We start from the raw sequence: 19,530 nt of genomic DNA on the forward strand, positions 1-19,530 counted from the left end.
AGTTGTAATACAATTTGGAAGTTGTATAACAACTTAAATTGACACCGGTATCAACCGGGTCCGCGCCGCAAATCCAGGGGCGGCATAAAAAGGAGAGGGAAATGAAGCCATCATCGGTCCTGCCGACCCGCGCCGCCTTGCTGGCGTCGGCGGCGCTGTTCGCCGCCATGCCCGTATGGGCGCAGGAAGCGCCCGAAACCGAAGGCGAGGCGGCGGCGGCAGCGGTCGATGGCGGCGACGAGATCCTCGTCACGGGCACGCGCGCGACGCAGCGCAGCTCGATCGAGTTCAAGCGCGCCGCCGATGTCGTCGTCGACGGCCTCGTCAGCGAAGAGATCGGCGCGACCCCCGACAATTCGGTCGGAGACACGCTCGAACGCATCGTCGGCGTCTCGGCAGACCGCTTCAAGGGCAACGCCAACGAACTGTCGGTGCGCGGCCTTGGTCCGACCTTGAGCTTTTCGACCTTCAACGGCCGCGAAGTGTCGACCGCGGGGCCCGACCGCTCGGTCGCCTTCCAGCAATTCCCGTCCGAGCTGGTCAACGGCGTCCTCGTCTACAAGACGCAGCGCGCCGACTTTCTCGAAGGCGGCGTCGGCGGGGTGATCGAGCTTCGCTCGATGAAGCCGCTCGATTATGGCAAGCGGCGCATCCAGTTCGAGGTGCGCGGCGACTTCCAGCCGCAGGACGACGATGTCTATCAGCACGACGGGCTTGGCTACCGCGCCAATATTTCCTACACCGACCAATATGAAACCGGGCTCGGCGACATCGGCGTGTCGATCGGTTACCAGCGTCAGGACACGAGCGCGCCCGAGGATTATTACAACGGCAATTCGACCTTCCAGCTCTGCAACACCTCGGCCGACAATCCCTGGCAGCTGACCGGCAATGCCGCGACGCAGGCAGCCGCCGGCGCCAACATCAACTGCACCTTCGCCGAAGGGCCGCGCACCGCCAATGGCGTGACGGTCGGCGAAACGATCGGGGATTATTATTTCCCCACCTCGTCGCGCAGCTTCCGCACCCAGAAAACCTCGGAGATTCGCGACGGGCTGATCGGCGCGATCCAGTGGCGCCCGTCACCCGAATTCGAGATCGCGATCGACGGCCAATATTCGAAGCGCCGCAGCCGCGAGGACCGCAACGTGCTCGGCATCCCCGAAGGGCTGCGCGGGATCGAACCGCTGGTCATCGGCGACGGCAGCAACGGCTATTCGCCCGGCGCGCTGATCAGCTATCGCGGCAATTCGAATATCGAGAACCAGCTCGAAACGCGCCAGCGTAACGAAAGCTACAAGGGCGGCGGCCTGGGTCTGATCTGGACCCCCGATCGCTGGACAGTCAGCTTCGACGGATCCTATTCGGACAGCCACCGCACCGAAACGCAGAAGGCGACGCGCATGCGATCGAACCGCCGCGTCGGCTATACGCTGTCCTATGTCGACGACAATGTCGTGCCAGTCGTCGAATTCGAGGATTTCGACATCACCGACCACGACCTGTTCCTGACCACCGCGCCCAATTCGGTCTATGCGCGCAACCGCTTCGTCACCGACCGCCGCGACCGCATCTGGGCCGGACGGCTCGACGTGGAGCGCGAACTCGACGGTTTCATCACCTCGGTCAAGGTCGGCGGCCGCTATTCGGACCACCAGCGCACCAACGACAATGCGCGCAACAACGACCTCAACACGCTGGCCGCAATCGACGGCGCGACCCCGGCGGAGTTGATCGCGCAGGCGAACCAGAATTGCCGCGTGCCCTTTACGACGACCAGCTACATGCAGGGTATGGGCACCAACGTCACGCGCTGGGCGACGTTCGACAACGACTGCCTGTTCCGCACCTTCACCGGCGGCGACGACGCGCTTCCCTATCCGACCGACGGCCGCGACCCGAGCGACATCGACGTCACCGAGCGCATCTATGCGCTCTACGGCCTCGCCAATTTCGAATCGCAGGCGGGCAGCGTGCCGTTCAGCGGCAATATCGGGCTACGCTGGGTCAAGACCGACATCACCTCGATCGGCTATCGCCAGCCCTATGTGATCACGATCGACACCGCCGGCGACAGCTATAGCGTCGATCCCGATCCGAACGGCGCGCTGCTGACGAACCGCGCCACGGGCAGCTATAATTATTTCCTGCCGAGCGCGAACATCGCCTTCGACCTTTCGCAAGAGGTCAAGCTGCGCCTCGCCGCCTATCGCGCGATCGCGCGGTCGGGGATCGAAAGCTTCGGCGCGGGCATCCGGCTCAACCCGACGGCGGGCACGGGGCTCGACAATATCATCTTCGACGCGACCACCGGCAACCCGAACCTCAAGCCGCTGCGCGCATGGAACCTCGATGCGAGCCTCGAGCTCTATGCGTCGCAAGACACGCTTCTCTCGATCGCGGGCTATTATAAGTGGGCGAAGGGCACGGTGATCAGCGCCGAGGAGCCGATCCCGACCGACGTCACCATCACGACGATCCGCGACGGCGGCGCGCCGGTAACCGAGACCGTCACCATCGCACCGGTCGCCCCGACCAACGACAGCGAGACGCGGCATCTCTACGGGATCGAGGCGACCGCGAGCCACGCCTTCACCTGGCTTCCCGACCCGCTCGACGGGCTCGGCATCCAGGGATCGGTCAACCGCGCCTTCGCCAATTTCGAATATCCGGATACCTCGCCGATCGCCGACTATGTCGATCCCGCGAACCTGATCGGCCTGTCGAAATGGACCGCGAGCGGATCGGTGTGGTTCGAAAAATGGGGCCTCTCGCTGCGCGCCAACCTTCGCTACCGTTCGGGCTATTACAAGCCGAACAGCGGCACCAATCGCGAGATTCGCGGCGCGACCTACATCAATCTGTCGGCGCAATATAATCTCACCGACAATGTCCAGCTTAAGCTGCAGGCGCTCAACGTCACCGGCACCAACGACATCATGTACAAGGGCGGATACGACAGCATCGCCGAAGTGTCGCGCAGCGGTACGCAATATTTCTTCGGCTTCCGGGTCCGCCTGTGAAGCCAGCAGTTTTAGCCCGACTCCCTTGGGCTATCCTGGCCGCCGCCGCGACTCCGTCCGCGGCGGCGGCTTTTTCCTCAACGCCTGCTTGTGAGACGAGCGAAGGCTATTCGGCGTCGTTCGATGGCCGCCGCACCTTCGCGCTGCGCCCCGCCGATCTCGAAGCGATCAAGGCGGCGCTGCCAACCGATCCGGCGATCGGCGCCGCCTATCGCGACCTGATCGTCCGCGCCGACAAGGCGCTGGCGGCGAAACCCGCGTCGGTGACCGACAAGCGCAGCATCCCCCTATCGGGCGACCGCCACGATTATGTCAGCCTCGCGCGCTATTGGTGGCCGAACCCCGCCAATCCAAACGGCGCCTATGTCCGCCGCGACGGCGACACCAATCCCGATATCGAATCGGGCCGCTTCGACCGCGCCGCGCTTGCGCGCATGGTGCGCGACGCCGACACGCTCGGCCTCGCTTATTATTACAGTGGCGAGCGAACATATGCCGACGGCGCCGCGCGCGTCATCCGCGTCTGGTTCCTCGATCCCGCGACGCGCATGAACCCGAACATGAACTTCGCGCAAGCCGTGCCCGGCGTGTCGAACGGTCGCGCCGAAGGCGTGCTCGACGGCGCGGGCTTCGTCGCGGTGATCGACGCCGCCGGGCTGATCGCGCCGTCGGGCGCGCTGACGGCGGACGAAATGACCGCGCTCGAAGGCTGGTTTTCGCGCTATCTCGACTGGATGCTGACGAGTCCGAACGGCAGGGCGGAAGGCAAGGCCGCCAATAACCATGGCCTTTGGTACGACGCGCAGGTCGCGCGCTTCGCACTGTTCGCGCGGCGCCCCGATGTCGCACGCCGGATCGTGGCGGCCTTTCCTGCAAGGCGCCTCGCACGGCAAGTCGATCCCTCAGGCGCCTTGCCCAAGGAGCTGACGCGAACGCGCAGCTTCCACTATTCGCTCTATGCGCTCGACGCCGCCTACACGCTGGCCGACAGCGCGGCGTGCCTTGGCATCGATCTCTATCGCGCCGAGGAACGCGGCCGCTCGCTGCGCCGGGCGACCGACTATGTCGCCGCATATCGCGGCCGCGCATCCGACTGGCCGTACAAGGAACAGGGCTGGCCGGCCGCGATGCTGGACCGGCTGCTCGTTCGCGCCGACGATGCCTGGGGTCCGGGCGCCTATCCGCGCGCGGTCGACGGCGATCTGTTGCTTCGCCGTCGCATCGCCCCGAAGGGCCCCCAATGATCGCACGCCGTACCCTGCTACTCACCGCGCTGCTCGCCGCGTCCGCAGCATGGGCACGCCCGCAGCCCGGCGCGCTCGACATTCGCGCGATCGAGCGCCGCCGTCTGCTACCGCAAGCCGAAGCCCTGCTTGGCGCCGAGCCGCGCACCATCGCCGCGATCCCCGCGCCGCGCAGTCCCGCCGGACCGCAGGATTATTATTCGGAAGGTGATTATTGGTGGCCCGATCCGGCGAACCCCGGCGGCGCCTATATCCGCCGCGACGGCCGCTCGAACCCCGACAAGTTCGACGGCCACCGCGACGCGCTGATCGCCTTCGGGCGGACCGTTCCCGCGCTCGCGGCGCTATGGGATCTCACCGGCGAGCCGCGCTGCGCCGACGCCGCGATGCGCCACCTCCACGCATGGTTCGTCGATCCAAAGACGCGGATGAACCCCAATCTCGACCACGCGCAGGCGATCATCGGCGTCAATACGGGCCGCGCGATCGGGGTGATCGACACGCTGCAGATCGTCGAGGTCGCGCGCGCTGCGGCGCTGTTCGCGCGAAAGGACGCGCCGGGCTATGCCGCGATCCGCGCCGGCGTCGAAGGCTGGTTCGCATCCTATCTGGATTGGCTCACCACCTCGCCCTTCGGTACCGAAGAGCGCGACGAGAAGAATAACCACGGAACTTGCTGGCTCTTGCAGGCGGCCAGCTTCGCCGCATTGCTCGGCCGCGACGACATCCTCGCCGATGCCCGCGCCCGGCTCAAGACGATCATCATCCCGACGCAGATCGCCGCCGACGGCCGCCAGCCGCTCGAACTCGCGCGCACCAAGCCCTACGCCTATTCGCTCTTCAACCTCGACGTCCTCACCGCGTCGGCGTGGCTGCTCGGCGGCGGCGAGCTGATCGGCTGGAAGACCCCCGACGGCCGCTCGATCGGCGGCGCGATCGCATGGATGGCGCCCTATATCGCCGACAAGGCGAAATGGCCGCTGCCGCCCGACGTGGAATATTGGGACGGCTTCCCCGTGCGCCAGCCGAGCCTGCTCTTCGGCGGCCTCGCGCAGACACGCGGCGACTGGCTGGCGCTTTGGCAACGGCTGAACCCCGACCCAGTCGTCGGCGAGGTCGTGCGCAACTTCCCCGTTCGCCAGCCTTTGCTCTGGCTAGGGCGTGATCGGCGTTGATGTATTTTTTCCTCGTCATCCCGGCGAAGGCCGGGATCTCGCCGGTGCGTCAAGTAGAGACGATTGATGATCACGCCTAGTTGCGCCCCTCGGCCAGCCCGCGCGCAATCACCTGCGCCTGAATCTCGGCGGCGCCCTCGAAGATATTGAGGATGCGCGCGTCGCACAGCACACGGCTGATTTCATATTCCATGGCATAACCGTTGCCGCCATGGATCTGCAGGCTCGCATCGGCGTTCGACCAAGCGGCGCGCGCGGCGAGAAGCTTCGCCATCCCCGCCTCGATGTCGCAGCGCTTGCCGCTGTCCTTCGCGCGCGCCGCCGCATAGCTGAGCTCGCGCGCCATCACGAAATCGACGAGGCTCATCGCGAGCTTGTCCGACACACGCGGGAAATCGATGATCGCCCGGCCGAACTGCTTGCGGGCGAGCGCATAGTCGAGCCCGAGTTCGAGCGCGCGCCGCGCCACCCCGACAGCGCGCGCCGCGGTCTGGATCCGCGCGCCTTCGAAGGTGCGCATGAGCTGTTTGAACCCCTGCCCCTCCGCGCCGCCGAGCAGCGCGTCGGCGGGAGCGTGCATCGCATCGAACTGCAACGCATATTCGCGCATCCCGCGATAGCCGAGCACCTCGATCTCGCTGCCGCTCATGCCCTTGGCGGGGAAGGGATCGGCTTCGGTCCCGCGCGGCTTCGGGACGAGCAGCATCGACAACCCGGCATAGCCCTTCGCTTGTGGAAGCGTGCGCGCGAGCAGCGTCATCAGGTCCGAGCGCGCGGCGTGGGTGATCCAGTTTTTCGCGCCGTCTATGACCCACTGATTATCCTCGCGCCGCGCGCGGGTCTGGAGCGATCCGAGGTCCGATCCGACGTCGGGTTCGGTGAACACCGCGGTCGGCAACACCTCGCCGCTCGCGATCCGGGGCAGCCAATCCGCCTTCTGCGCCTCGGTTCCGCCCATCGCGATCAGCTCGCCCGCAATCTCCGACCGTGTGCCGAGCGATCCCGCGCCGATCCAGCCGCGCGACAATTCCTCGGTGACGATGCACATGACGAGCTTGCCGAGCCCGAGCCCGCCATATTCCTCGGGAATGCAGACGCCGAAGGTGCCGAGGTCGGCCATCGCCTGCACCGTCGCGTCGGGGATCAACGCATTGGCGAGGTGCCAGCCATGCGCGCCCGGCACGATCGCGGCGTCGGTGAAGCGGCGATACTGCTCGCGGATCGCGTCGAGATCGGGGTCGTGCAGCGTCTCACTCGGCCACTGCCCCGCGGCGAGTTCGGCGGCGACGGCGGCGCGGGTCGCGGCGTGGTCGGTATCGAGCAGGCCGGCGCAGCTATCCGCGAGCGCGCGCGCCTCGACACCTAGGCCAAGATCGGCAGGGCGGAAAATCTCATTCTGCCCCATCGGCAATCCGCCGACGAGCTGGCCGATCCCCTCGGCGAACGCGAGCACCGCGACCTTCGCATCGAACGCATCGAGCGGGTTCGAGTTCTGGCCGGACTCGCACCACGCCAGCACCGCCTCCAGCGCCGCGACCGTCGTCGCGACCCATGCGAAGCCATGCGCCGCGCGCTGCTCGCGGTCGATCGGATGCAGCGCGAGCCGCTCCACGAGCGCCCTCCGCGCGGCGTCACGATAGGCCTGCGCTGCGTTCAGTGCGTTGTTCAGATCGGCTTGCATTACCAACAATCCGTTCGCCCTGAGCTTGTCGAAGGGCCGTTCTTCCTTTCGGGTCTCGCGAAGAAGGACGGTGCTTCGACAAGCTCAGCACAAACGGCTTTTTGTTGAGGTGGCGGTTTCATCTTCGTCGATCCTATGCCCCTCGGGCAGCGCGCTCGAAAATCGCGGCGATGCCTTGCCCACCGCCGATGCACATCGTCTCGAGCCCGTAACGCCCGTCGCGGCGCACCAGCTCGCGCGTGAGGTTCGCGAGAATACGTCCGCCGGTCGCGCCGATCGGATGGCCGAGCGAGATGCCCGATCCGTTGACGTTCAAAATCGCGTTGCGGCTGTCGTCGTCCGACCAGCCCCAGCCCTTCAAGACCGCGAGCACCTGCGGCGCGAAGGCCTCGTTGAGCTCGACAAGGTCGATGTCGCCCCAGCCGAGGCCGCTGCGCGCGAACAGCCGCTCGACCGCGGGTACCGGCCCGATGCCCATCCGGCTCGGATCGCAGCCCGCCGCCGCCGAGCTGTGATACCAGGCGATCGGTTCCAGCCCTAGTTCGTCGAGCTTGTCTTCGGCGACGACGAGGCACGCCGCCGCCGCATCATTCTGCTGGCTCGCATTGCCCGCCGTCACCACCCCGCCTTCGAGCGGGCGCAGCTTACCGAGCGTCTCCATCGTCGCGTCGGCACGATAACCCTCGTCATGTGCAAAGACGACCGGATCACCCTTCTTCTGCGGCACCTCGACCCGCACCAGCTCGTCGTCGAACAGTCCCTTCGCCCACGCCGCGGCGGCGCGCTGGTGGCTCTGCACCGCATAGGCGTCGGCTGCTTCGCGCGAGATGCCATAATCCCTGGCAAGATTTTCGGCGGTCTCGATCATGCCGCTGATCACCCCGAAGCGTTCGACCGGCTGCGACATCAGCCGCCCGCGCGTCAGCCGGTCGTGGAGCGTGAGGTTGCCCGCGCGCACGCCCTTGCGAATGTCGGTGCTGTAATGTTCGACGTTCGACATCGATTCGACGCCGCCCGCGACAACGACGTCGGAGATACCCGTCTGCACCATCATCGCGGCGTTGATGATCGCTTGCAGCCCCGATCCGCAGCGGCGGTCGAGCTGATAGCCCGGCACCTCGAGCGGCAGCCCCGCGGCGAGCCATGACCAGTGGCCGATCGCGGGCGCTTCGCCATTGCCATAGCCCTGCGAAAAGACGACGTCGTCGACGCGCGCCGGGTCGATCTTCGTGCGTTCTATGAGCGCTTTCAAAATGACGGCGCCGAGCTCTCCCGCGGTCATCGACGAAAGCGCGCCCCCGAATTTTCCCACAGCGGTGCGGATCGGGGCGACGATGGCGGCGCGGCGCAGGGTCATGCTTGTCTCCAGGGATAATGCGTGAGTCTATAATTCCGATTCCCCGAGCGAAGACGAGGGGCTCGTTCGAGTGGAGCGAGAAACTGCGACGCGGCCGCCTCGACTTCGCTCGGCATAGCCCCTCGTCTTCGCTCGGGGAATCGGAAGCTGGGAAACGTCATTTTTTGCAACTCGCCACGCCGACGATACCGGCATCGATCAGGCGGGCGATCTCGCCCGAGGAAAGCGAAAGGCGGTCGGCGAGCACTTCTTCCGAATGCTGGCCGTTGAGCGGGGCAGCGCGCGGCGAATGGCGCTTCGCCTGCGGGATCGTCGAAAAGGCACCCGCTGCGGGATAGGCGAAGCCGCTCGGATTGTCCGCGGCGCCGAAGATCGGGTTGTCGGCGACGAGCGCGGGGTCCTGTACCGCGTCATACATGGTGCGATAGGGCGAATGAACGATCCCGCCCGCGTCGAAGGCGGCCGCCAGATCGTCATGGTCGCGCGCCGCGATCGCACGCTCGAACAGCGGATAGAGCGCGTCGCGGTGATCGAAGCGCAGCCCGTCGTCGGCCGCGAAGGACACGCCGCGATCGCTTTCGATCGCAGCGATCGCGTCGCCGAGTCCCAGCGCGGCGACCAGGTTCGTCCATTGGCGCGGCGTGACGACCACGATCATCGTGCGCCGTCCGTCGCGCGTTACGAAATCGCGCCCGAACAGCCCATAGACCGCATTGCCGAGCCGCGGGCGATTCGCGCCCGAATAAAGCACCTCTGCAACCCCGCCGAGGTTGGCGACGGTACCGATCGCAACGTCGGACAGCGGAAGCCGCACCTCGCAGCCCTCGCCGCTGACGTTCCGCCGCTGGATCGCCGCGAGCAGCGCGAAGGCGGCATAGGCGCCCGTCAGCAAATCCCACGCGGGCAACACATGGTTGACCGGATCGGGGCCCGCGCCGGTGAGCATCGGATAACCGACGCTGTTGTTCACCGTATAGTCGAGCGCGGGCGAGCCGTCGGCCCAGCCCATCACGCGCACGGTGATCAGGTCGGCGCGCCCCTCGGCGAGCGTGTCGTGCGACAGGAAACCGCCGACCGGGAAGTTGGTAACGAACTGCCCCGTCGCGCGCACCAGTTCCTGCAGCAGCTCGCGCCCCTCGGGCCGGCCGAGATCGAGCGCGACCGACTTTTTCGCGCGGTTGAGATTTTCCCAATAGAGCGAATCATTGGCCGCGGTCACCGGCCAGCGGCGGAAATCGGGGCCGCCACCGATCTGGTCGACGCGGATCACTTCGGCGCCCATCTGCGCGCAATAAAGCCCGGCGGTCGGGGAGGCGACGAAGGACGAAGCTTCGATCACCGACAGGCCGGCCAGCAGGTCGTACATCTGGCGCCCGTCTCCCCAGGTCATCGGCTCGAACGGCCGGTCGAAGCTGTCCGGCACATCCGAGAGGATAGCTCCGGCGGCCGCCCTCGCTACTAACAGCCTCGGCCAGTCAAAAACAAGACTCGCCGATGCCGCGCGGCGATCTTCGCAAATATGCGGCCGGCTGCTTCAATCGCGATCGATCGCTCCAGTGTCGAGCAGCGGCGCGGCATCGACATCGCCCGCCCCCAGCAAGTCGGCCAGACGCTCGGTGCCCGCCAGGATCATCGCCTGCTCCCACCCCGGGAGCGCAGCGAATCCCGCCTCGAACTTTTCCTGCAGCATGTCCGGCGCTTCGACGAGGCGGCGGCGGCCCGCTTCGGTCGCTTCCAAAAGGACGCGCCGCTTGTCTTGTACGCTGCGCGTCCGGCTGGCGAGACCCAGCGCGACGAGGCGGTCGACGATCGCAGTGATCGTCGCATGGCTGAACTCCAGTCGCTGCGCGACCACCCCGGGCGTCACCTCGTCGCCGGCATCGATCTCGCGCAGCACCAGCAGCTGCGACGGCGTGAGGCCGGTGGCGGCTGCCAGCCTGCGGGTGCCGCCGTCGGTCGCGCGCAGGACGCGCCGCAAGGCCTTCAACGTCGCGTTCGCAATTTCGGATTCCATGCGCTCTGTTAGCCGCCCGCCCCGCGCGCGCCAACGCCTTATCCCTGATCGCGAACGGGTGACACAGGGCTGTCATATATTTCGATATATGAAATAAAATTGCGGCGGCGGGTTGAACGCTTGGCCTTAACTCTTATATTTTGCGCGAATCACGGTCTTGCTAGGCCGCATAAATCCGAAATTTATTTCAGGAGATGAAAGATACTAGATCGGCAAAAAGACGAAGAGTCATTGCCTCCAGGGAAAGATTTTGACGCGATTCCGGCCGCAGATGCCGATATACGCTTCCGCCGGCCGATCGCGTCGGACGGCCCCGCCGTCACCGCTTTGATAGCGGCGTGTCCGCCGCTCGATCGCAATTCCCGCTATTGCAACCTGCTCCAGTGCGAACATTTCGCCGACCATTGCGTCATCGCCGAAAAGGCGGGGCGGATCGTCGGTTGGGTGTCGGGCTATCGCCCGCCGTCGGATCCCGCGGCCTTTTTCGTGTGGCAGGTCGCCGTCTCCACCGAGGGACGCGGGAAGCAACTCGCGAGCCGCATGATCGCCGACCTGCTCGCCAGGCCGGCACAGGATGGCGTGTCGCACATGATCACCACGATCACCGCCGACAATCAGGCATCGTGGGGATTGTTCCGCAGCCTCGCGCGCAAATGGGACGCCGAGCTGGAACGCAGCGCGCTGTTCGAGCGCGAAGCCCATTTCGCCGGCGCCCACGCCACCGAATATCTGGCCCGCATCGGGCCGATCGACCGCACAAAGATAGACGCAGAACAGGGATAGACACATGATCACGACACCCCAGCCGTCCGGCGCAATTCCGGACCGGACGATCTATGAGCGCCGCGAATCCGAAGTTCGCAGCTATGCCCGCTCCATGCCGCGCCAGTTCGGCAGGGCCGAAGGCGTGTGGATGCACGACGACCAGGGCGGGCGCTACCTCGACTTGCTGTCGGGCTGCTCGACGCTCAACTATGGGCATAACCACCCGATCCTGAAGCAGGCGCTGCTCGATTATATCGCCGCCGACGGCATCGCGCACGGGCTCGACCTGCACACCGATGCAAAGCAGGACTTTCTCGCCACCTTCGAAGAGCTGATCCTGAAACCGCGCGGGCTCGACCATCGCGTGATGTTCACCGGGCCCACGGGCACGAATGCGGTCGAGGCCGCGATCAAGCTCGCGCGCAAGGTCACGGGCCGCGAAATGGTGATCGCCTTCACCAACGGCTTCCACGGCATGACATTGGGGGCGCTCGCCTGCACCGGCAACGCCACCAAGCGCGGCGGCGCGGGCGTGCCGCTCAGCCATGTCGCGCACGAGCCTTACGATGGCTATTACGGCCCCGACGTCGACACCGCCGACCTGCTCGAACAGCGGCTCGCCGATCCGTCGAGCGGGCTCGATGCCCCCGCGGCGATCCTCGTCGAAACGGTGCAGGGCGAAGGCGGGCTCAACGCCGCCTCGCCCGAGTGGCTGCGCCGCATCGCGGACATCGCCAGGGCGCATGGCGCGCTGCTGATCGTCGACGACATCCAGGCGGGCTGCGGCCGCACCGGCGGCTTCTTCAGCTTCGAGGATATGGGCTTCACCCCCGACATCGTGACGCTGGCGAAATCGCTCTCGGGCATGGGCCTGCCCTTCGCGCTGACCCTGCTGCGCCCCGAGCTCGACCAATGGTCGCCGGGCGAACACAATGGCACCTTCCGCGGCAACAACCACGCCTTCGTCACCGCGACCGCCGCGCTCAGGCATTTCTGGAGCACGGGCGATTTCCAGCGCGACATCGAGCGACGCGGCCAGATTCTCGCGATGCGGCTCGATCGCATCGCGGCCGAGCATGGCTTCGAAACCCGCGGCCGCGGCATGATGCGCGGCGTCAATGTCGGCTCGGGCGAGCTTGCTTCGACCGTGACCGCCGCCTGCTTCGACGCTGGCCTGATCATCGAGACCAGCGGCGCGCACGACGAGGTGATCAAGGTGCTTGCCCCGCTCGTCATCGACGACGCCGTCCTCGGCACCGGGCTCGACATCCTCGAAACCAAAATCCGTCAGGCGACGGCCGCCGACTACGCCGTCGCCGCCGAATAACAGACACAGGAGATATCCACATGATCGTTCGCAACCTGAATGACATCCGCAAATCCGACCGCAACGTCCGCTCGGACGGCTGGGCGAGCGCCCGCATGCTGCTCAAGGACGATGGCATGGGCTTTTCCTTCCACGTCACGACCATGTTCGCGGGCACCGAGCTCAAGATGCACTACCAGAATCATCTGGAATCGGTGTTCGTTCTGAAGGGCACCGGCACCATCGAAGATCTGGGCACCGGCGAAATCCACCGGCTGGAACCCGGCGTGATGTACGCGCTCAACGAGCATGACCGGCACATCGTGCGGCCCGAAACCGACATTTTGACCGCCTGCGCCTTCAACCCGCCAGTGACCGGCAAGGAAGTCCACGACGAAACCGGCGCCTATCCGGCCGACGCCGACCTCGTCGCCGCCGACTGATCATCACGAAAACAGAAAGGGAGACGTCCGATGCAAGACCTCTACCCATCGCGGCACGCACCCGAGGCCGAAATGCGGCCGCGGCAGGACCCTGTCGTCCATAGCGAATGGAACAATGACGCGCCGATCAGCGCGCGCCAGGCGGCGCAATTCGACCGCGACGGCTATATCGTGCTCGAGGATATTTTCTCGGCCGACGAGGTCGCCTTCCTGCAAAAAGCGGCTGGCGCGCTGCTCGCCGATCCGGCCGCGCTCGATAGCGACACGATCGTCACCGAACCGCAGGCCAACGAGATCCGCTCGATCTTCGAGATTCACGCGCAGAGCCCCGTGATGGCGCGGCTCGCCGCCGATGCGCGGCTCGCCGACGTCGCGCGCTTCCTGCTCGGCGACGAGGTCTATATCCACCAGTCGCGCCTCAACTATAAGCCCGGTTTCACGGGCAAGGAATTCTACTGGCATAGCGATTTCGAGACCTGGCACGTCGAGGACGGCATGCCGCGGATGCGCGCGCTGTCGATGTCGGTGCTGCTCGCCGAGAACACGCCGCACAACGGGCCGCTGATGGTGATCCCGGGGTCGCACCGCACCTATCTCACCTGCGTCGGCGAAACCCCCGACGATCATTATCTGAGCTCACTCAAGAAACAGGAATATGGCGTTCCCGACGAGGAAAGCCTCGCCGAACTCGCGCACCGGCACGGCATCGTCGCGCCGACGGGCAAGCCGGGCACCGTGATCCTGTTCGACTGCAACCTGATGCACGGGTCGAACGGCAACATCACCCCCTTCCCGCGCGCCAACGCCTTCCTCGTCTATAATGCGGTCAGCAACCGGCTCGAAATGCCGTTCGGTGTGGACAAGCCGCGCCCCTGGTTCCTCGCCCATCGCGGCGAACCCGAACCGCTGACGATCGAACGCGGCCCGCTCGCCGAGACGGTGGCCGCATGACCGGGCATAGCGTCGAAAAAATCGGCGGCACTTCGATGGCCGCAACCGCGACCCTGTTCGACAATGTGCTGATCGCGGGGCGGTCGGGTGCCGATCTCTACAATCGCATTTTTGTGGTCTCGGCCTATGGCGGGATGACCGACCTGCTGCTCGAGAACAAGAAGAGCGGCGTGCCCGGCGTCTATGGCCGCTTCGTCGCCGACGAGGATGTGGGCGGCTGGCGCGAGGCGATGGAGGATGTCCGCCGCGCGATGCACGAACGCAACGCCGGAATGTTCGCGCGGCCCGAAAGCCGCGACGAGGCCGACGCCTTCGTCGACACGCGCATCGCCACGGTCGCGGCGTGCCTCGAAGACCTCGCGCGCCTGCGCGCCCACGGCCGCTTCTGCGTCAAGGAACAGCTGATGACGGTGCGCGAACTGCTCGCCGGGATCGGCGAGGCGCACAGCGCGCACAGCACCGCATTGCTGCTGCGCGACCGCGACGTGAACGCGCGCTTCGTCGACCTGACGCTTTGGGATCAGGAGGATCTCCGCAGTCTCGACGCGCGGATCGGCGACGCCTTCGCCGGAATCGACCTCGCCACGACGCTGCCGATCGTGACCGGCTATGCCGGCTGCGAGGGCGGCATGGTGCGCCGCTATGCGCGCGGCTATACCGAAATGACCTTTTCGCGGCTCGCCGTCCTTACCGGCGCGCGCGAGGCGATCATCCACAAGGAATTCCACCTGTCGAGCGCCGATCCCAAGCTGGTCGGCGAGGACAAGGCGCGCAAGATCGGCCGCACCAACTACGATGTCGCCGACCAGCTCGCGAACCTCGGCATGGAAGCGATCCATCCGGGGGCCGGACGCGGCCTTCGCCAGACCGACATTCCGCTGCGCGTGCGCAACACCTTCGACCGCGAGGATGGCGGCACCCTCGTCACGGGCGACTATGTCTCCGACGTGCCGCGCGTCGAGATCGTCACCGGCATCCGTCAGATGCAGGCGCTGACCTTCTTCGAACAGGATATGGTCGGGGTGAAGGGCTATGACGCCGCGATCCTCGACGCGCTGACGCGCCACCGGCTGTGGATCGTCAGCAAATCGTCGAACGCGAACACGATCACCCATTATCTGTCGGCGAGCGCCGACGCGGTGAAAAAGGTGATTGCCGACCTGCAAAAAGACTATCCCGAGGCTGCCATCTCGACGCAACCGGTGGCGATGATCGCGGCGATCGGCAGCGACATTTCGCGCCCCGGGCTCGTCCCCGACGCGCTGCGCGCGCTCGAGGACGCCGGCATCGGCATGATCGCGATGCAGCATCAAATCCGTAATGTCGACATCCAGTTCATCGTCGACAGCCGCGATTTCGACGCGGCGGTGCGCGTGCTGCACAAGGCGCTCGTCGAAGACGTCGATGCGGCTGCGGAGGGCCGGCGCGCCGCGTGATGCGGCGGCCGAACGCGGCCGATGTTCGCAACGATCCTGCCCGTGCGGAGCCTGCTGGTCGCGATTTTCGTGATGATGGCGGGCAGCGGCTTCCTGTCGACGCTGATCGGTCTGCGCCTCGAACGCGCGGGCAGCGGCACGATGATCATCGGCCTCGTCGCGACCGCCTATTTTGCCGGGCTCGTCGTGGGCGCGCTGCGTGCGGGCGAGGTCGTGCGCCGCGTCGGTCATATCCGTGCCTTCGCCGCCTTCGTCGCATTGCTCTCGGCAAGCACATTGACTTATGCGCTGTTCCAGCACCCCGCGCTGTGGGCGGCGCTGCGCTTCGTCGACGGGCTGTGCGTCGCGGGCGTCTTCATCTGCGTCGAAAGCTGGCTGGGCGACCGTTCCGAACCGGCGACACGTGGCACCGTGCTCGCCTGGTATATGGTCGCGCTCTATTCGGGGCAGGCGCTCGGCCAGCTCATCCTGCGATCGGGGAACACGGCGCCGCAGATCCCCTTCGAACTCGCCTCGATCCTCATCACGCTCGCGATCATCCCCGTCTGCCTGACCCGCGCGGCCGCGCCGCTGCTCGAGGATGCCGCCTCGCTACCGCTGAAGCGCCTGTTCGAAGCGTCGCCGCTCGGTGTCGCGGGTGCGGGGATCACCGGCCTCTTGCTCGGCGCCTTCTATGGCCTTGCCGCCATTTACGCGCGCCGGATCGGCCTCAGCCTCGCCGACACCGCGACCTTCATGACGATCGTGATCCTCGGCGGCGTCGCGCTGCAATGGCCGCTCGGTCGCCTGTCGGACCGCTACGACCGGCGGCGCGTGATCATCGCGTGTTTCGCCGCGACGCTTGCCGTCAGCATTGCGCTCGCCACCGCGCCTACCGGCACCCTATTGCTCGGTCTCGGCGCGATATTCGGCGGGCTCAGCTTCGCGCTCTACCCGCTGTGCGTCGCCTTCGCAAACGACCGCCTGCTCCCGTCGGAGCGCGTCACCGCGAGCGGCCAGCTCGTCCTCCTCTATTCGGTCGGCGCCGCGCTCGGCCCGCTCGGCGCCGCCGCGGCGATGACGTTCGCGGGTGCGGGCGGGCTCTTTCTCTTCATCGCACTCGCGGCGGCGGCGATGCTCGCCTTCGGCCTGTGGCGCCTCGCTACCAGCGCGCCCGTCCCCGGCGCGGCGCAGCAGGATTTCCAGATTCTGCCGCGCACGACGCCCGTCGCCGCGCTGCTCGACCCCGCCGGCCCCGAGCCGTCGTCCGAACCCCCTCCGCAAACAGGTGAGACATGGAAAAGCCCGTAACGACCCACGCCCCGGGGCACCCGCCCCCCTTTCGCGAGCCCACGCCGCTGCACCGCGCGGTCGGAGCCTCCGCGCTCGGCAACGCGGTCGAATGGTTCGACTATGGCATCTATGCCTATGGCGTGACCTATATCTCGGCGGCGCTGTTTCCCGGCGACATGGAGGATGCGGTGCTGTTCGCGCTTGCGACCTTCGCCATTTCCTTCCTCGTCCGGCCGCTCGGCGGGCTGTTCTGGGGGCCGCTCGGCGACCGCATCGGACGCAAGTCGGTGCTCGCGATGACGATCCTGCTCATGGCGGGCGCGGCCTTCGCGGTCGGGCTGATCCCTTCCTATGACAGCATCGGCTTCTGGGCGCCGACGCTGCTCATCCTGCTCAGGATGCTCCAGGGCTTTTCGACCGGCGGCGAATATGGCGGCGCGGCGACCTTCATGGCCGAGTATGCCCCCGACGAACGGCGCGGCTTTTATGGCAGCTTCCTCGAATTCGGGACGCTCGCCGGCTTTTCCTTCGGCGCGGCGCTGATGCTCGGCTATTCGCTGCACCTCGGCGATCAGGCGATGCACGAATGGGGCTGGCGCATTCCCTTTCTGATCGCGGGACCGATCGGGCTCATCGGCATGTATGTCCGCTCGAAGATGGAGGACACGCCGATCTTTCGCGAGGAAATGGCGTCGGCCGAACGGCGAAAGCCGCCCGGCATCGCGATCATGCTGCGCGACTATTGGCGCCCGCTGCTCGTCGTCGGCGGACTCGTCGTCGCGCTCAACGTCGTCAATTATTCGCTGCTCAGCTATATGCCGACCTATCTGCAGCGGCGCATCGGCCTGTCGAACGAAGAGGCCTTGCTCGTACCGATCATCGGCATGCTCTTCATGATGGTCTTCCTCCCCTTTGCGGGCGCGCTGTCCGACCGCGTCGGACGCCGCGCGATGTGGCGCTGGTCGCTGGTCGGGCTGCTACTCGGCGTGGTGCCGCTCTACATGCTGATCGGGACGGGCTTCGCCGGCGCGCTGATCGCCTTCATGGCGCTCGGCCTGCTCTACGTGCCGCAGCTTGCGACGATCTCGGCGACCTTTCCCGCGATGTTCCCAACCGCAGTGCGCTTCGCGGGTTTCGCGATCGCCTATAATGTCTCGACCTCGATCTTCGGCGGCACCGCGCCGATGATCGGAAGCGGCCTCATCACCCTGACCGGCGACCCGCTGATGCCCGCCTATTATATGATGCTGGCGTGTCTGGTCGGCCTCGCGGCGCTGCGTTTCATGCCGGAAACCGCCGGGCGATCGCTGCGCGAAGATCCTTTCGCGCGAAAAGCGACCCCCGCTTCCAGTGGCGGATAGGCGGCGCCGCGGCGATATATCAAACTGAAATGTAAAGAGAAATGGTGGACCCGAAAGGATACGAACCCTTGGCCTCTGCTTTCGGAGCGGGTACTGACAGGCTACGCCTGGGCGGCCGGGTAGGTGTCGGCTTTGCGCCTGCCCGGCGCTTTTGGCCGATCGGGGACGGGGCAGCTCTGAGGCGCAAATCGCAAGAAGCAGCCGTGCGGTAATTGGCCGCGACGATTGGCAATGCTGGTTGCAAATTCCAGCAAGCAAGAAGCCGGCCAGCATCCATTTTTCTACCCGACTGAAAAAGGGGGCGCTGCGCCATTGAGTCCGGTTCAAGCGCGAAGCAGCTCCCCGATTGACAACGAAGGACAATCTCGTCACGAGCTGAAGCATGGCTCAAGGAGGAAAGCGCTCGACAAGCATTGACGTCGCCAGGCTGGCTCAGGTGTCACCCAAAAGCGTGTCGCGCGTCTTCAACAACGAACCGCATATCTCGCCCGCATTGCGCAAAAAGGTGCTCCGTGCGGCGAAGGAGCTCAACTACCATCCCAATGTTCTTGCGCAGGGCCTTGTCCGGCGACAATCCTATCTTATCGGCCTGATCTACGAAAAGCCGAGTCCGAGCTATGTCGTCGAATTGCAGCGGGGCGCGCTCGAACGATTGCATGGCGGACGCTACCGGCTGATCGTTTTGCCGGTCGAATCGGTCATGGACCGCCCGCTCGAAGTGGTCAGTCTCGTCCGGTCCGCGGCGCTGGACGGCGTCATCCTCGCGCCGCCGGCGTCCGATCATCCCGACATTCTCGACGGGCTTTCGGATGCGCGCATTCCGTTCGCGCGGATCGCGCCCCAATCCCGGCTCGATGTCGGCCTGTCGACCGCGATGGACGATGTTGCGGCGGCGCGCGAGATCGCGGAGCATGTCGTAGGGCTCGGCCACCGGACAATCGCGATCATCATGGGCGATCCGGCCCACGCGGCCAGCGCGCAGCGCCTTGTCGGCTATCGCCAGGCCTTCGACGCGGCCGGGCTGTCGCAGCGCCCCGAACTCGTCGAGACAGGCGATTTCAGCTTTGAATCGGGCTATGAGGCGACCAAGCGCCTGCTGTCGCGCAAGCTGCGGCCGACCGCCATATTGGCGCAGAATGACGATATGGCGGTGGGCGCGATGTCGGCGGCGCGCGAATTGGGATTCGACGTTCCCACCGACCTCACCGTCGTCGGCTTTGACGATTCGGAGATCGCCCGCGTGGTGTGGCCGCGCCTCACGACGATCCGCCAGCCGGTCATGGAGATGGCGAAGACGGCGACCGACATGCTGCTTCGCGAACTCGCGGGCGAGGAACCGGGAGCGATGGTTATCCATGCGCACGCGTTCGTCGATCGGCTGACCGCCGCGCCGCCGCCGATCTCGTCATAGCCACAGCGAGGTCCCGCTCTATCGGGACGCCCCGAAAAAAGGAGCAGCGGTCCTCGCGAAGAGAACCGCTGCCATATTTCGGGGGATGCCG

Annotated in this window: 15 protein-coding genes; 11 read left to right on the top strand and 4 right to left on the bottom strand. The window is 66.1% G+C overall.

The genetic code is table 11. The features are described 5' to 3' along the window. Positions 1 to 101: 101 nt before the first annotated feature. From FG95_RS17015 to FG95_RS17025, 3 genes are read left to right on the top strand one after another with little or no spacing between them, the layout of a single operon-like run. Positions 102 to 3,023 carry a TonB-dependent receptor gene (locus tag FG95_RS17015; protein ID WP_037557422.1) on the top strand — a complete coding sequence of 974 codons (2,922 nt, stop codon included), beginning with the start codon at positions 102 to 104 and terminating at the stop codon, positions 3,021 to 3,023. After that, positions 3,020 to 4,267, top strand: a complete 1,248-nt coding sequence (locus FG95_RS17020) for an alginate lyase family protein (RefSeq protein ID WP_052182465.1) — start codon at positions 3,020 to 3,022, stop codon at positions 4,265 to 4,267. Before FG95_RS17015 ends, FG95_RS17020 begins: the two co-directional genes overlap by 4 nt. Continuing rightward, a complete protein-coding gene (locus tag FG95_RS17025; protein WP_037557423.1) occupies positions 4,264 to 5,442 on the top strand; it encodes an alginate lyase family protein in 1,179 nt (392 codons plus the stop codon). The genes FG95_RS17020 and FG95_RS17025 overlap by 4 nt, the downstream gene beginning before the upstream one ends. 76 nt (positions 5,443 to 5,518) lie before the next feature. Here FG95_RS17025 and FG95_RS17030 read toward each other — a convergent pair whose 3' ends face one another. The 4 genes from FG95_RS17030 to FG95_RS17045 form a co-directional block, all read right to left on the bottom strand. After that, positions 5,519 to 7,123: an acyl-CoA dehydrogenase family protein gene (locus FG95_RS17030; protein WP_037557424.1), complete on the bottom strand. Its 1,605-nt coding sequence runs from the start codon at positions 7,121 to 7,123 to the stop codon at positions 5,519 to 5,521. Between the two features lie 133 nt (positions 7,124 to 7,256). After that, on the bottom strand, positions 7,257 to 8,480 hold the full coding sequence (locus tag FG95_RS17035) for an acetyl-CoA C-acetyltransferase (protein ID WP_037557425.1): 1,224 nt from the start codon (positions 8,478 to 8,480) through the stop codon (positions 7,257 to 7,259). A 157-nt stretch (positions 8,481 to 8,637) separates the two neighbouring features. Continuing rightward, entirely contained in the window at positions 8,638 to 9,846 is a 1,209-nt protein-coding gene (locus tag FG95_RS17040) for a CoA transferase (protein WP_037557514.1), read from the bottom strand. Positions 9,847 to 10,014: 168 nt separating this feature from the next. After that, a complete protein-coding gene (locus tag FG95_RS17045) occupies positions 10,015 to 10,494 on the bottom strand; it encodes a MarR family winged helix-turn-helix transcriptional regulator (protein WP_037557426.1) in 480 nt (159 codons plus the stop codon). A gap of 279 nt (positions 10,495 to 10,773) precedes the next feature. Between FG95_RS17045 and ectA the strand changes: the two genes are divergently transcribed. From ectA to FG95_RS17085, 8 genes are all read left to right on the top strand, one after another. Next, positions 10,774 to 11,277: a diaminobutyrate acetyltransferase gene (ectA, locus tag FG95_RS17050; protein ID WP_152567698.1), complete on the top strand. Its 504-nt coding sequence runs from the start codon at positions 10,774 to 10,776 to the stop codon at positions 11,275 to 11,277. 4 nt (positions 11,278 to 11,281) lie between these two features. Then, on the top strand, positions 11,282 to 12,586 hold the full coding sequence (ectB, locus tag FG95_RS17055; protein WP_037557428.1) for a diaminobutyrate--2-oxoglutarate transaminase: 1,305 nt from the start codon (positions 11,282 to 11,284) through the stop codon (positions 12,584 to 12,586). 20 nt (positions 12,587 to 12,606) lie between these two features. Then, complete coding sequence (locus FG95_RS17060; protein WP_037557429.1) at positions 12,607 to 13,008, top strand: ectoine synthase; 402 nt, start codon at positions 12,607 to 12,609, stop codon at positions 13,006 to 13,008. 30 nt (positions 13,009 to 13,038) lie between these two features. After that, on the top strand, positions 13,039 to 13,959 hold the full coding sequence (gene thpD, locus FG95_RS17065; RefSeq protein WP_037557430.1) for an ectoine hydroxylase: 921 nt from the start codon (positions 13,039 to 13,041) through the stop codon (positions 13,957 to 13,959). Continuing rightward, a complete protein-coding gene (locus FG95_RS17070) occupies positions 13,956 to 15,395 on the top strand; it encodes an aspartate kinase (RefSeq protein ID WP_037557431.1) in 1,440 nt (479 codons plus the stop codon). Before thpD ends, FG95_RS17070 begins: the two co-directional genes overlap by 4 nt. 21 nt (positions 15,396 to 15,416) lie before the next feature. Beyond that, entirely contained in the window at positions 15,417 to 16,685 is a 1,269-nt protein-coding gene (locus FG95_RS17075) for an MFS transporter (protein WP_037557432.1), read from the top strand. Then, positions 16,670 to 18,028 carry an MFS transporter gene (locus tag FG95_RS17080; protein WP_037557433.1) on the top strand — a complete coding sequence of 453 codons (1,359 nt, stop codon included), beginning with the start codon at positions 16,670 to 16,672 and terminating at the stop codon, positions 18,026 to 18,028. The genes FG95_RS17075 and FG95_RS17080 overlap by 16 nt, the downstream gene beginning before the upstream one ends. Positions 18,029 to 18,410: 382 nt before the next feature. Next, entirely contained in the window at positions 18,411 to 19,439 is a 1,029-nt protein-coding gene (locus tag FG95_RS17085) for a LacI family DNA-binding transcriptional regulator (RefSeq protein WP_037557434.1), read from the top strand. The last annotated feature ends 91 nt before the right edge of the window (positions 19,440 to 19,530 follow it).

Origin of the sequence: Sphingopyxis sp. LC363 (assembly GCF_000756385.1) — a bacterium.
Taxonomy (GTDB): Bacteria; Pseudomonadota; Alphaproteobacteria; order Sphingomonadales; family Sphingomonadaceae; genus Sphingopyxis.